Raw genomic sequence first — 13,459 nt, 5'->3', positions numbered from 1 at the left:
CCCAATGGAAGTTTTTCTGATTTGGTGATAAATTGCGCAGGAATTTTTCTTTCCTCTATCGAAGATGGACCAACAGTCCGAACCGAAAAGACGATCTTTCCTGAAATGGCTGTTAGGCCTGGGAATCTTCGGATGGCTGGGCAGCATGGCGTACCCGATAGTACGCTACCTTATTCCACCCCCCATCCCGGAGGCAAATATCTCCTCAATCCGGGTCGGTTCTGTGGGCGATTTTTCGCCTGAGACGGGAATCATTTTCCAGTTCGGACGAATTCCGGGCATACTTATCAGGCTTGAGAATGGACAATTCAAAGCGTTCTCGGCAACTTGTACGCACCTCAGCTGTATTGTCCAGTACCGGGGAGATTTGAATCAGATCTGGTGTGCCTGCCACAACGGCAGGTTCGACCTGACGGGCCGGAACGTGGCGGGACCCCCGCCAAGACCCCTCGAAGAGTACGACGTGAAACTGGAGGGGGAGGAAGTCTGGGTTACAAAACGAGCGTGAGGACTCCCTGTGTGGAAACGACTTAGAGACTGGATTGATCAACGGTTTGAAACCGGACTCCTGATCGACTTCCTGAAGAAGAAAAAGGTTCCCCACGGGAAGGGATGGTTCTGGTACTATTTCGGTGGGGTTGCCCTCTTCCTCTTCGTAGTTCAGGTGATCTCCGGAATCCTTCTCTTGTTCTATTACAAGGCGAGCGCCGATTCGGCCTATGAAAGTATTCGCTTTATCATGTCGCAGGTCAAGTTCGGATGGCTCGTTCGATCGGTCCATTCCTGGGCGGGCAACTTGATGGTTCTGGCGGTCTTCATTCACATGTTCAGTGTATTTTTTCTAAGAGCGTACCGGAAACCGAGGGAAATGACGTGGATTTCAGGTGTTATCCTTCTTCTGTTGGTCATGGGATTTGGATTCAGCGGATATCTCCTGCCGTGGAATGAGCTTTCCTATTTTGCCACGAAGGTGGGAACCGATATCATTGGCGTGATTCCTATTGTGGGAAAGGCGATGATGACACTGCTGAGAGGGAGTGAGGAGGTGACCGGGGCCACGCTTCCCAGATTCTACGGTATTCATGTGGCCATGCTGCCCCTCATATTTACCCTTGTTCTCACCACTCATCTTATCTTTATCCAGGTCCAGGGCATGAGTGAGCCGAGGGGTTGGGAAACGGTCCCCGAGGAGAAAAAAGTCCACATTCCTTTCTTTCCGAACTTCGTTCTGAGGGACCTCCTTCTGTGGCTCATTGTGTTCAATATCCTGGCGGTGCTGGCGGTTCTTTTTCCCTGGGAACTGGGCCAGAAAGCAGATCTGTTCTCTTCAGCTCCGGCCGGAATCAAGCCTGAATGGTATTTCCTGTTCATGTTTCAGGCTTTGAAATACATTCCCGGCACGGTCCTGTTCATTGACGGCGAATTGCTGGGAATCCTCGCTTTTCTAATAGGAGGTCTCTTCTGGCTTCTGATTCCTTTTTTGGACACAACCGATGATGGGACCGCAAGGGCCCGTGGTATTAAACTGGGTGGCACTTTCATCCTTCTCTTCATCGTTGTCATGACCGTACTGGGATTTGTGGTATGAAGCGAATCTCTATCGTCACAGCTCTTATCCTCGGGATTCTGGGTGCAGACGATCCTGTCGTGAACAAGTGCCTGGACTGTCATCTTGAACTGGAGGAGGAGCTCGCGGCACCCGCCGAACTGTTTTCCCAGGATATTCACTTCCGGCTAGGGTTTTCGTGCGCCGATTGTCACGGGGGCGATGCAACCACGGAAGACTTCGATGAGGCCAAATCCGTTGAGGCTGGATTTATCGGCGTTCCCGAGAAAATAGACGTTCCCGGCATCTGTGGCAGATGTCATGATGATCCGGCTGTGATGAGAAAATTCAACCCCAATATTCCCGTGGACCAGACAGAGAAGTACTGGACGAGTCAGCACGGTAAATCTCTCAAGAAAGGGATCACTTCCGTGGCTACCTGTTCCTCCTGTCACGGAATTCACGGCATCTTTCCCAAGAATGATTCAAGATCGAGAGTGTATCCCGGAAATGTGGCCGCCACATGTGCGGAATGTCACGGCTTCAAGCCGCTGATGGATCAGTTTGGACTGCCCACGTCAGTCTATGACGATTATGCGGAGAGTGTGCATGGCATTGCTGTGTTGGAACGTGGAGACTTTTCTTCCCCCACCTGCAACGACTGCCACGGGAATCACGGAGCCATGCCTCCAGATGTCGGATCCATCAAAATGGTTTGTGGCATGTGCCATGCGAATAATTATGATCTGTTCCGTAAGACCAAGATGAGCCAGATCTTCGAAATCAGGGGTCTCCACGGATGCGAGGTCTGTCATAACAACCACCGCATACTTCATCCCTCGGATGAAAAGGTGTCTGTGGCGGAGGGGGGGGTCTGCATCAGGTGTCATCGACCGGGAGATTCCGGCTATGCAGAATCGCAGTTGATGTACACGGCCTTGATGAGATTGAAGGAGACTATCTCCGAGGCCGAGCGCAAGGTTTCCGAGGCGGAAAACAGGGGAATGAACGTGAGCGATGCACTATTTGACATCCAGACTGCCACCGATGCCCTGATCCGGTCCAGGACGATGATCCATACATTTGATGCAGGGGAGGTTCAAGCTACCGCCGAACCGGGAATCGAGCTGGCTCTTGTTGCTCTGGGCAAAGGTGAAGAAGCTATCGTTGAACACAAAAACCGGAGGGTCTGGCTGGGAATTTCCACGTTCTTCATCACGTTCTTATCTGTCATTCTTTACATCTATATCAAGAGGATCGAGACGGAGTAACGCCTTCCCCCGGGTTTATTCCCCCGGAGTCAAGTGGAGAAGATAGCTGTACAGATGACGCAGGTCTTCTTCTGTCAGCTTCGGCCACTCGATATCCTTCGTCACGATGAGTTCGTGCATATAGGGCACATGGTTCCACATGGTCCTCACCAGATCGGTTGGCGTGGCAAGAAAGATACTCCCCGCAAAGGCATGGGGCTGTCCCGGAGCATGACACGTCGCACACGATTTTTTCTCAAATACCCACCCCCCTCTCTTGGGATCGCCTGGTGAAACGTTCTGGTAATCATAAAAGTAGAGGTAGGCGATTAAGTCTGCCATCTCGGACCCTTGGAACGTGGGCCATTTCACCTTTCTGCTCTTCATCGCATTCCGCATGATATTTCCGTGATTCCACATGGTCCCGGCAATGTCGGTTACGCTCCTGTGCAGATCCATATCACCCAGCGAGACCCCTTCCGACGCCTGGTCCGGCCGGGTGGCGTGGCAATGAGAACACCCTTTCTCCTTGAACACCGCGGCCCCGGCTTTCGGGTTTCCTGGGGACATGTATTGCCTTCTTCTCGATTCTTCCCGGCTTAACTCCCTCAGGTACGCGCTGATGTCTGTGATGTCCCTGTCGCCGAACATTGGCCTCTCAATTCCCATGGCTGCCATCCGCTCCTGCATCTCGGGACCGTGATTCCAGATGACCTGGGCGACGTAGAGGGGAGAGGCGTACTCCTGAAGCCGATCAAGTTCGATGCCGTCTGACGCCCCTTCACGGCCAACGCGGTGGCATTTAAGGCAGTTCTTCTCTCTGAGGAGTTCCTTTCCTTCGGAGACGTTTCCCGGTTCTCCCAGGTAACGGAGATAGAACAGATAGCTGATCAATTGCTCCATCTCTTCCGTCGTCAAAGTGGGCCATTCCTTTTCTCTGAAGTCGGCCTGGATCGTCATTTGCGGGGCATGGTTCCAGAGCCTTGCGGTCAGGTTGTAAAAACTGCCAAAGAACCGTTCCCGACCCAGATCCGGACCCACCTCGCCTCCGAAACCATCGATGGCGTGACAGTCGATACACTGTTTTTCCTCAAACACGATTCGACCCATCATAGGGTCAACGGGGAGTGACTCCTGACGCAACTCGTCCTGAGTTTCCACGGTCTGGGTTAAAGTGAACGGGGACAGAGAGAGTGTCACCAGAAGGGCGATCGCCGAAGCGAGCCCCCCTTTACTTATTAATCGTTTTCCTTCCATGGGTTTGCTCTCGTTTTGTATGAATTGTATTGTTCTCGTTCGATCCTATCCTATCCAAATCCATTTTTCAGCCTCAAAGACACCGTGCCAGCATGCTCCCGAAGAATGAGGGCTGGCAGGCCCGCCTCCGTCCAAGGAAGGGCAGCCGGGCAAAACGCAAACAGATGAAGAGAATTCATCTATCGAGGAGTTGGGTCTGGAGAATTCTCAACGTTCCGGCCAGCATCGAGCCCGTTGCTATCGTCCACCCCTGAATCTTTTTCACTGGATCCTGCGGAGAGCCTTCGCGGCGAATCATTCTCACGGTGTCGTTGTAATCCCACGAAAACGTAGGTCAAAACGCTGGCCAAGGTAAGGAAAACCGGTATGACCACGATACTGATGACTACGGAAGCATCCGGCGCGTCGTGAAGTCTTAACGCTTCGCGGAGCAATGTTATTATCCACCATGTGATTCCCAGGACGAAAAACCAGATCCATGACAGACTTGCCACCTGGAGCATGAACATGAGTCGTGATTCTCTCGATTTCTTCAAGCTAGGACTTCCCAGGCTGAGTGGTGATATCAGGCTGATAGCTGGCCAGTCGCTCTTTGACGACCTCTATTCCTTCCTTGCGACCTTCTTTGATCTCCCAGACGGAAATGACAGGGAAAAACTTGGAGAAAACAAGAAAAGCGAGCACGAATGCGACCACTCCCGCCAGGAAGAGGGCCCATTCCACCAGGGAAGGAATATAGACTTGATACGGCACGCGCAGAAGAGGATTGGCCAGTGAGGGAACCACAATGTTCAATCTCTCCAGCCACATTCCGATGATAACAGCGAAACTTGCGATGAAGATTCCACTAATCGTTTTCAGTTTCTTATTACTTAGGATTATCACCGGAATGACAAAGTTGCAGAGAATCATACTCCAGAATACGGGCCAGTAGCCTCCCGCGAATTTATAGAGAATTATTTTCATTTCGTGCGGCTCGCCTCCATACGTTCCCGTCAAGTATTCAGCAAACGTGAAATAGAACCATAGTGCACACATAACCAGAAGGAGAGTGCCGAGATACTGAAAGTGGATGGGTTTCAGGTATCCTTCCAGGTGAAAGACCTTTCGAAAAACTATCATCACTATGAGAATGGCGGCGATCCCGGAATAGATTGCTCCCACGACAAAATAGGGACCAAATATGGTGCTGTGCCATCCTGGCTGCAATGTCATGGAAAAAATGAAGGATATGACGGTGTGCACCGAAACCGCGATGGGAATCACCATCACCATAAGAATCGTTATGGCCCTGTCCAGGCAGTGCTTCTGACGCTCGGTTCCCGTCCATCCCCATGAGAGAAAACGGTAGAGCCATTGAGGCCGGACACCCATATCACGCATGATTGCAATATCGGGAATCATGGGTAGGTACAGGTAGACGGTGCTGGCAGCGAAATAACAGGTTATGGCAGTGACATCCCAAAGGAGGGGTGACTGAAGGCGTCCATAGTAAAAAATGCTCAGCAGCCTGTCGGGTCTCCCCAGATCAATGATAGGGTGGAGCCCTCCAATGGCGAGAACGATGGCCGTGATTACTTCGGCCATTCTTGTGATAGGTCTGCGCCACTCGGCCTTTGAAAGGCGGAGTATTGCCGATATGAGGGTCCCGGCGTGGCTAATGCCTATGAAAAAGACGAAGTTTACTATGTAGAAACCCCAGGATATGGGCCGGTTCAGGCCCGTCACACCCAGTCCAGAACTGAGCTGGGTACCGTACATGTACATAGTCCACAGAAAGACGGCAAACAGAAATCCTCCCAGGATAAACGCCTTCCTTCCCTTTTCGACGACAGGTTTGAAAAGCGCGTAGTCGGGATCCTTTCTCAGTTCACTCAAGGTCATGTCAGTCTTCTCTGGACAGGTAGACCACTTTCGGTTCGGTTCCCAGGTCTTCATGCATTCTGAAAGCCCTGTATGATTTTCTCAGGCGAGACACCGTGTGTTTTTCGTTTTCAAAATCTCCGAACACAATGGCAGAGGTTGGGCACGCCTCCACGCAGGCCGGCTGGTACTCCGCTTCTTCCATGTCTCGCGATTCGAATTCGGATTGTTCTCTCGCCTTTTGGAGTCGGTGACTACAGAAGGAACACTTCTCCACCACACCTTTCATCCGCAAGCTTACGTCAGGATTTCGGAACTGGAGAAAATCCTCCAGTCTCTCAGGCTCATACCAGTTGAAGGATTTCACGGTGTATGGACACGCCACCATGCAGTAGCGACATCCGATACATCTGTGGTAGATCTGGGCCACGAGACCCTCCTCATTCAGATACGTGGCTCTCACAGGACATACTTTCGTGCAGGGGGGACGGTCGCAATGAAAACAGGGGCGAGGGATGTACTGCACCCGAACATCTGGATACTCTCCTTCCACGATCTCCATGATGTCCATCCAAAAAATCGACCGGCCGAACTGCGATTGTTCGGGACCCACATTAGGGACATTATTCTCTGATCGGCACGCAGAGACACAGGCACCGCATCCGGTACACTTATTCAAATCTATGACCATGCCCCAACTGGGCAATTCACACCTCCCTCAGAGAGGGACTCACCTTCACCGGCGTTCCATTCAGGGCGGGAGTGTACGAAAGTGAATCGCGGTGATTCTCGATGAGATCCGTCGCATTAAAGCCGATTCCTGTCCCGAAGCGACCGTAGGAGGTATGCCCGAGTCCCAGATGAAGATGGACTACCCCTGGTCGAATTCCTTCGAAGAAGCGAACTTCGCCCTGGATCCGTCCCTGAGTTGACTCGACCCATCCCATTCCCCGATCCTTCAACCCATATTCTCTGCCGGTCAGAGGGTTGATCTCGATCCACGATTTCCAATACCGGCCTACCTGGACACCTATCATCTCGAGCAACGAAGGCTGTGTCGCCCCGGCACCATTTCGATTCGTAAGAAGCTCAGATATAGTCAAAATAAGGGGGAATTTTTCCGTTTTGCCCAGGGAAAATGGGACTTCATAATGGGGCATCAGGAGATCATCACCCCGCGCAGTAATGTGCAAACCGCTCAGGAGACGGTCCCGCTTTTCAGCAGCCGAGTCGCCTTCCGCGAACTGAGACGCCTCAGCGAGTCTCTCTTTCAGGTGCGAGGAAACGAACTCAAACCTTCCCGATTTCGTTCGAAAGATTTCTTTCAATGGGAGAAATGGATCCAACGGATTCCACCACCCGCCGTTCTTCATAATAGTCCTGCGGAAGGCTCCGAAGGTCTGATACTGCTGAAGCCTCCAGCCCCGCTCTTTCAGGTAGGCGACCCATTGGGCATAGGTGGACTCGGAAATCACCGAACCCTCTCCGGACTCAAAGATTACTCTCAGGCGTTCCAACACCAGCTCTTCGTAGTCTTTCCAGGGGAATGCGTCTTCCGTGACAGCCCTCTTTCCCAATTCAATCAGTACGTCCCCGGATTGTCTTGTGTCGAACAGGGGCTCAATGACGGGCTGCTGTAGACCCACGTGGGTGAACATGAGTCCCGGGATAGGTCCGCTTAAGTCACTTTTTTCAAGAAAGGAGTGGTCAGGGAGAAATGCATCGGCATATTTAGCTGTTTCATCGATGAACGTTCCAATGTAAATAACATTTTCAATCTCCTTGAGAGCCCTCACCCATTTGTCTTTCTGTCTCGAATGGAAAACAGGATTCGAGTTAATGATGATCAGGGTATCGATCCGAGCCGGATCTCCGGCGGTGATACCCTTGACGAACTGATCCGGGGGAAGGTCCCCAAACGGGGAGGGGGGATCAATGTCCTCTCCAACCTTTGGCCGATGCTGAGAATCTTTCCCTGCAGGATCAGAGCTCAGTCGGGGAAAACGGATTTCCGGCGCAGGATGGGAGAAGTAGACGCCTCCTTTTTTCTGGAAATTTCCTACGAGAGCGTTCAAACAATAGACGGCCCATTGCGAGAAGCTGCCGTTTGTGGCGTACCTGGCGGCGTCATCCGACATGGCAACCGCGGGTTTCCGGGTTCCGAATTCTTCCGCGAGGCGGACGATCGTTTCTGCCGGCACTCCCGTCAATTGGGAGACCTTTTCGGGATAGTAGTTTCCTCGAACAAATGATTCAAATCCAGCGTGCTCCCGGCCGGACGAATCGCTGAACGGTTTGAAACCGGTTGTATGTGCTTCAATAAAAGAGCGGTCGTAAAGACGATCGGCGATAAGTACGCAGGCGATGCCCAGAGCGAGAGCGCCGTGAGTACCGGGCCGAATGGCAACCCATCGGTCGGAATTCGAGCCTGTAAGGTTGATGCGGGAGTCAATGTGGACCAGCGTGGTGCTCCCTTCCCGGGTCGTCTCCCTGAGGTGACCGAAAATCTGGTTGTAGTAAACGGGAGAGTTTCCCTCTTCAAGGAAATTGCTTCCAAAATTGAGAATGTATCGGCTATTTATGATATCGTAGACGGGTGTGGTGTCCATTGCCTGGGAGAGATTCACAACAATGGAATTGTCTGTGAATCTCTCATCTTCAAAATAGTTTGGCGAACCCATCGCCTTCATCCAGTACTGGCAGACAGCTCTCATGAGGGGAGAGTCATCGCCATTGATCATGGCTATCCGGTGTCCCTCGCCCCGGTCGATTAGCTCTTTGAGTCGCTGGCTCAGCGAGGCTATCGCCTCCTTCCATCCTATCTCCTCCCATCCTTCTCGACCTTTGGTTCCCCGTCGTAACATGGGGCTTTTCACCCTGTCGGGGTTGAAGAGAACCTCCATCGATGTGTGGGCCATGGGACACACACCTCCTCGATTCACGGGGTATATGGGGTTCCCCTTGACGTAGACGGGTATGTTGTCAATTTTCCGGACGGCTATTCCACATCCTGCGGTACACTGGCGACATACCGTGTTCTGCCAGCTTTCTTCTCCTCTGCTGTTTGCCATCTTCTCCAGGAGTCGCTGGGGCACGGCCATAAGGTCGGATAGTAACCAGTAACTCGAGGCGGCTCCTCCCACTGTCATTCCCGTAATCTTCAGGAAGTCGCGGCGCGTGATAAGTTTGACCGTGTCCTTTTTCATCGATGGCAGGATAGACAATCGTTCGTTACCTGATGTTCTTCATGACAATCCATGCACCTGTCCATGGAAACCGGGATTAGAGGTCGATCAAGAGGTTCTGTCATGGATCTGATGTTTCCATGACACGTTTCGCACGGAACGTTTCCAAGGGTTACGTGACGTCTGTGTGAGAAATAGACATGATCGGGTACCATGTAAATCCGCTGCCAGGGGATCTCTCTATCTTCGTGGGTGTAGGCCAGCAGTTGGGCTTCTGTCTCCGTTTCCGTCAGGGGATCGTCGTGGCATGTCGTGCAGGCCTCGGTGGTCGGGAATGTTGCCCGTGCCCGCCTAGTTGCTTCGGTATGACAGTCACCGCACTGCAAATCCATCTCTTCAATGTGAAGATTGTGACTAAAAAGGAGAGGCTGAATCGCGAGTTCCGGTTCACGGAAGGATGCAAGACCCAACATGGTCAGTATTAAGAGGAAAAGTAGGATTACGATTACGGACCGGTTGACGTTCGTCATGTAAACACCCGCGGAGGGAAATCTTTTGCGAGATTCGGCGAAGGATTATCCGGGATCGCTCTTGCACCGGGTCACTGTCTCAGTCGTTGCCTTTTGTCGATAACCACGTTGGCCAAATTCTCGAGATTCTCCCCGTCCAGCCAAGTTTGAATGTCCTGGCGGATTTTCATCCAATTTGTATGAAAAGGACAGATCGCTTCTTCATCGCAAATGTCCAGACCGATAACGCACATTTGTCTTGTTGCCACGGGCCCATCTACAATCTCAACAATATCGCTGACTTTGATATCCCGCGCAAGACGGGCCAGCATAACACCTCCGTGACGTCCCCGGTATGTCTTGACCAAACCGTGATTGGCAAGAATCTGAACAATCTTTGACAGAAAACGTTGAGGGATCTGGAATTCTTGAGCGATGTCGCTAATAATAACGGGGGCATCATGCTGCTTTGCCGCTATGCCGATGAGGGCTTGAATCGCATACTGGGCTGATTTTGAGTAGAGCACCTATAATTAAGAATTCACTCTCCTTTTATCCTAATATAAGAGAAAACTTTGTGTTGAAGCAAGACAATTCTGGTGGTGGCTTTGTTGATTCTCGAGCGGACATCCTAAGATAAACAATAATAGTAATGATTATTATTTATGTTAACTTTTACAGCTATCAGTGCTTAAATTTGGTACTGAATGAGATACAGCCGACAGCGTGAACAGATTCTCAAGGTTGTCAGATCCACCGATACTCATCCCGCCGCGGACTGGGTATATCGCAGGGTCCGGAAACGGGTGCCCAGCATTAGCCTCGGGACTGTCTACCGAAACCTGAAACAACTTGTGGATGGAAACTTGATTCAGACTCTGGTACTCGATGGCGTGGCTCATTATGACCGTGATCTCCACGATCACGAACATTTCTGCTGCAACCGATGCGGCATGGTTTTTGACTTGGATCTACACCTCGAAGAAGTTCTTTCCGGGTGGAAAACGAAACTTGAACATGATGTTCAGCGGTACGAACTTCGAGTGAACGGTGTTTGTGGAACGTGTCGCCACAACATTAGAAAAGGAGATGTTGAATCATGCTCGTAACCAAACCAGCTCCGGATTTTACAGCAACGACTGTCATGCCCGATGGTTCGGTCAAACAGATTCGCCTTTCTGATTACAAAGGCAGGAAAGTGGTCCTTTTCTTCTATCCTTTGGACTTTACCTTTGTTTGTCCAACGGAATTACTTGCTTTTGATCACCGGCTAGGGGAATTTGAGAAACGGGGGGTTCAGGTGTTAGGGTGTTCCATTGACTCCGAGTATTGCCACTTGGCGTGGAGGAATACCGGAACGAACAGCGGTGGCATCGGTGATGTCGGCTATCCCCTTATTGCGGATGTGGACAAATCGATTGCCCGTTCCTACGATGTCCTGGTCGACGCTGAAGAGGCTGCTGTCATATCCAATGGCGAACAGAAGATCACAACTGTAGGAGGCAGGGTGGCTCTCAGAGGATCTTTCCTCATCGATGAAGACGGTATCGTGCGTCATGCGGTTATCAATGACCTCCCTCTGGGGAGGAATATTGATGAAATGCTGAGAATGGTTGATGCATTGACGTTCAATCAGGAGCATGGAGAGGTCTGTCCGGCAGGTTGGGAAGAAGGGGATGACGGATTAGCGGAGACGGCGGAAGGTGTGGCGGACTTTCTTAGTAGACATGCTGAAGAATTGTGATCTAGATTTCAGGGCATTCTGAGTCAGTCCGACACAGGAGTGCTTACTCAACCATCCGTCGGTAAACTTCTGTTGTCCCTCGTTTCGCATAAAACAGTCACAGCCGGAAGGTCTTAACCTGATTTATCCGCAGGATCTTCCAAAGGATCTTGAGATGAGATTCATCCCAACCGTTGGGGGTGAACAAATTACTCTTCACCGCATTCTGCAGGATCTCCGACGGGCCGCATGTCCCGAAAACTTTTGGGGCCAATCGGTGAACTACTCATCGGCAAAAGATGGATAAATTCATGTGTATTTGTTTTATTATCGCTTAACATCTATTTGCAGTCTGCTGATGAGTAGTTCAGATCAAATGAGCGACCCGTGATAGAGTCATTCGCTGGAATTCACCCTGTCGCACAGGCTCTTCTCGCGACGCTGTTTACGTGGGGAGTAACGGCTTTAGGAGCCGCCGCCGTGTTCACCATGAAGGAACTGCGGAGGAAGGTACTGGATGGAATGCTCGGCTTTGCAGGAGGTGTCATGATTGCCGCAAGCTACTGGTCTCTTCTGGCCCCATCCATCGAGATGTCGAAAGAAGGTCCCCTCCCTTCCTGGGCGCCCCCTGCCATCGGTTTCATGATGGGGGGGATCTTCTTATGGGGTCTTGACAGGATTCTTCCCCATTTGCACATTGGCTTCCCCATAGATACGGCAGAAGGTATCAGCACAACCTGGCGCCGGACCACTTTGCTCGTCTTGGCCATCACACTGCACAATATTCCAGAAGGTCTCGCGGTGGGGGTAGCGTTTGGAGCTGTCGCCAACAATCTGCCTTCTGCCACATTGGGAGGGGCGATTGCGCTTACACTGGGGATTGGTCTGCAGAATTTTCCCGAAGGATTTGCCGTAGCCATGCCCCTGCGAAGGGTGGGAGTATCCCGTCTAAAGAGCTTCTGGTACGGTCAGTTATCGGCTGTGGTTGAACCTATCGCCGGAGTTATCGGTGCCGTGGTCGTCCTCACTTCGCGGGCCATTCTACCGTATGCGCTGGCATTTGCTGCCGGGGCAATGATTTTTGTCGTAGTGGAGGAGGTCATTCCGGAGTCACAGTTTGAAGGCAATGCGGATGTGGCCACGGCCGGAGCGATGATAGGCTTCACCATCATGATGATGCTGGATGTGGGACTGGGCTAAAATGAACCACAGAGGACACAGAAATTATGAATTCCATACTAAACACTTCGGAAAAACTCATCGCCAAATTGATTCGGTAGAACTCTTTGATTCAATGTAGTTTTATCAAAATCTGTCTTCTTACTTCTCTGTGTTCTCTCTGGTTATGCCGTGAGGAGTGCGGGCTAACAGGCGAATGTCGTAGCAAGAGGAGAAAACAATGATTATCCTATCTGTACGGACGCAAAACAGAATTGACTTTGTTGAGATATCGGATTCGGTCCAAAAAGAGGTGTCAAAAACGGGCATAAAGGATGCTGTGGTAACCCTTTACGTGCCTCACACAACTTGTGGTATCACCATCAACGAACACGCCGATCCCGCGGTGGCTGAGGACATCAAACATCAACTGACCGAATTGGTGCCGTACCAGGCCGGTTATCGTCACTCCGAGGGAAACGCGGACAGCCATATTAAAACCAGCATTGTGGGCTCATCAGAAACAGTCATCGTCGAACGTGGAAAACTCGTATTGGGCACATGGCAGGGGATTTTCCTCGCCGATTTCGACGGACCGCGAACACGGAAAGTCTACCTGAAGATCATCGAGGGGTGATAGCCAATTGAATATTGATTATTGAATATTGACAATTGAACAGGAACTGTATACCGGCTGCTGGGGAGCGCCAACTGGTGAGTGGTAACTGGTTAATTGGTGAGTGGTTAGTGATGAATGGCTACTGATTACTTGATTCTTGCTACTTGATCCTTGATGCTGGATACTGGACGCTGGATACTGGTTACTGGATACTGGATCCTTGGGTGAAATCAGGACATGGTTTACACTTTAGTGTCAAGACATAGTTTACACTATTCATGAAGCACTCATGCCTTTTCCCATGTCTTCATTTATGGTGGACGGTTGGAACGCTAGCGTACTCAGATCG

General features: G+C 51.2%; 14 protein-coding genes. 7 read left to right on the top strand and 7 right to left on the bottom strand.

Going from position 1 to position 13,459, the window contains the following annotated elements; genetic code table 11:
- Positions 1-145: 145 nt before the first annotated feature.
- From V3U24_07765 to V3U24_07755, 3 genes are read left to right on the top strand one after another with little or no spacing between them, the layout of a single operon-like run.
- Positions 146-508 carry a Rieske (2Fe-2S) protein gene (locus V3U24_07765; protein MEE9167338.1) on the top strand — a complete coding sequence of 121 codons (363 nt, stop codon included), beginning with the start codon at positions 146-148 and terminating at the stop codon, positions 506-508.
- 9 nt (positions 509-517) lie between these two features.
- Entirely contained in the window at positions 518-1,588 is a 1,071-nt protein-coding gene (locus V3U24_07760) for a cytochrome bc complex cytochrome b subunit (GenBank protein MEE9167337.1), read from the top strand.
- Positions 1,585-2,817, top strand: a complete 1,233-nt coding sequence (locus V3U24_07755; GenBank protein ID MEE9167336.1) for a cytochrome c3 family protein — start codon at positions 1,585-1,587, stop codon at positions 2,815-2,817. The genes V3U24_07760 and V3U24_07755 overlap by 4 nt, the downstream gene beginning before the upstream one ends.
- A 15-nt stretch (positions 2,818-2,832) precedes the next feature.
- On the opposite strand, the gene V3U24_07750 is transcribed toward V3U24_07755, so the two are convergent.
- The 7 genes from V3U24_07750 to V3U24_07720 form a co-directional block, all read right to left on the bottom strand.
- Complete coding sequence (locus V3U24_07750; protein ID MEE9167335.1) at positions 2,833-4,053, bottom strand: cytochrome c; 1,221 nt, start codon at positions 4,051-4,053, stop codon at positions 2,833-2,835.
- A gap of 179 nt (positions 4,054-4,232) precedes the next feature.
- The gene (locus V3U24_07745; GenBank protein MEE9167334.1) at positions 4,233-4,589 is read right to left on the bottom strand and encodes a hypothetical protein; all 357 of its coding nucleotides are present in this window, start codon (positions 4,587-4,589) and stop codon (positions 4,233-4,235) included.
- A gap of 1 nt (position 4,590) precedes the next feature.
- Positions 4,591-5,937 (bottom strand): NrfD/PsrC family molybdoenzyme membrane anchor subunit, encoded by a 1,347-nt coding sequence (gene nrfD, locus V3U24_07740; protein MEE9167333.1) that lies wholly within the window; start codon positions 5,935-5,937, stop codon positions 4,591-4,593.
- Between the two features lies 1 nt (position 5,938).
- Entirely contained in the window at positions 5,939-6,622 is a 684-nt protein-coding gene (locus tag V3U24_07735) for a 4Fe-4S dicluster domain-containing protein (protein ID MEE9167332.1), read from the bottom strand.
- Position 6,623: 1 nt separating this feature from the next.
- The gene (locus tag V3U24_07730) at positions 6,624-9,122 is read right to left on the bottom strand and encodes a molybdopterin-dependent oxidoreductase (protein ID MEE9167331.1); all 2,499 of its coding nucleotides are present in this window, start codon (positions 9,120-9,122) and stop codon (positions 6,624-6,626) included.
- Positions 9,119-9,631, bottom strand: coding sequence for a cytochrome c3 family protein (locus V3U24_07725; protein MEE9167330.1), 513 nt, complete (start codon positions 9,629-9,631; stop codon positions 9,119-9,121). The genes V3U24_07730 and V3U24_07725 overlap by 4 nt, the downstream gene beginning before the upstream one ends.
- 71 nt (positions 9,632-9,702) lie before the next feature.
- Positions 9,703-10,137 (bottom strand): Rrf2 family transcriptional regulator, encoded by a 435-nt coding sequence (locus tag V3U24_07720; protein ID MEE9167329.1) that lies wholly within the window; start codon positions 10,135-10,137, stop codon positions 9,703-9,705.
- A 180-nt stretch (positions 10,138-10,317) separates the two neighbouring features.
- On the opposite strand from V3U24_07720, the gene V3U24_07715 reads away from it, so the two are divergent.
- The 4 genes from V3U24_07715 to V3U24_07700 all read left to right on the top strand — a co-directional run bounded on the left by V3U24_07715 (position 10,318) and on the right by V3U24_07700 (position 13,128).
- Positions 10,318-10,719 carry a transcriptional repressor gene (locus V3U24_07715; protein MEE9167328.1) on the top strand — a complete coding sequence of 134 codons (402 nt, stop codon included), beginning with the start codon at positions 10,318-10,320 and terminating at the stop codon, positions 10,717-10,719.
- Complete coding sequence (locus V3U24_07710) at positions 10,710-11,354, top strand: peroxiredoxin (protein MEE9167327.1); 645 nt, start codon at positions 10,710-10,712, stop codon at positions 11,352-11,354. Before V3U24_07715 ends, V3U24_07710 begins: the two co-directional genes overlap by 10 nt.
- A gap of 366 nt (positions 11,355-11,720) precedes the next feature.
- Positions 11,721-12,533, top strand: a complete 813-nt coding sequence (locus tag V3U24_07705; GenBank protein ID MEE9167326.1) for a ZIP family metal transporter — start codon at positions 11,721-11,723, stop codon at positions 12,531-12,533.
- A gap of 199 nt (positions 12,534-12,732) precedes the next feature.
- Positions 12,733-13,128 (top strand): secondary thiamine-phosphate synthase enzyme YjbQ, encoded by a 396-nt coding sequence (locus V3U24_07700; protein ID MEE9167325.1) that lies wholly within the window; start codon positions 12,733-12,735, stop codon positions 13,126-13,128.
- The last annotated feature ends 331 nt before the right edge of the window (positions 13,129-13,459 follow it).

The organism is Candidatus Neomarinimicrobiota bacterium (assembly GCA_036476315.1).
Lineage (GTDB): Bacteria > Fidelibacterota > Marinisomatia > Marinisomatales > S15-B10 > JAZGBI01.
The sequence above is the reverse complement of the archived record's forward strand: the minus strand, read 5'-3'. Positions and strand labels throughout refer to the sequence as shown.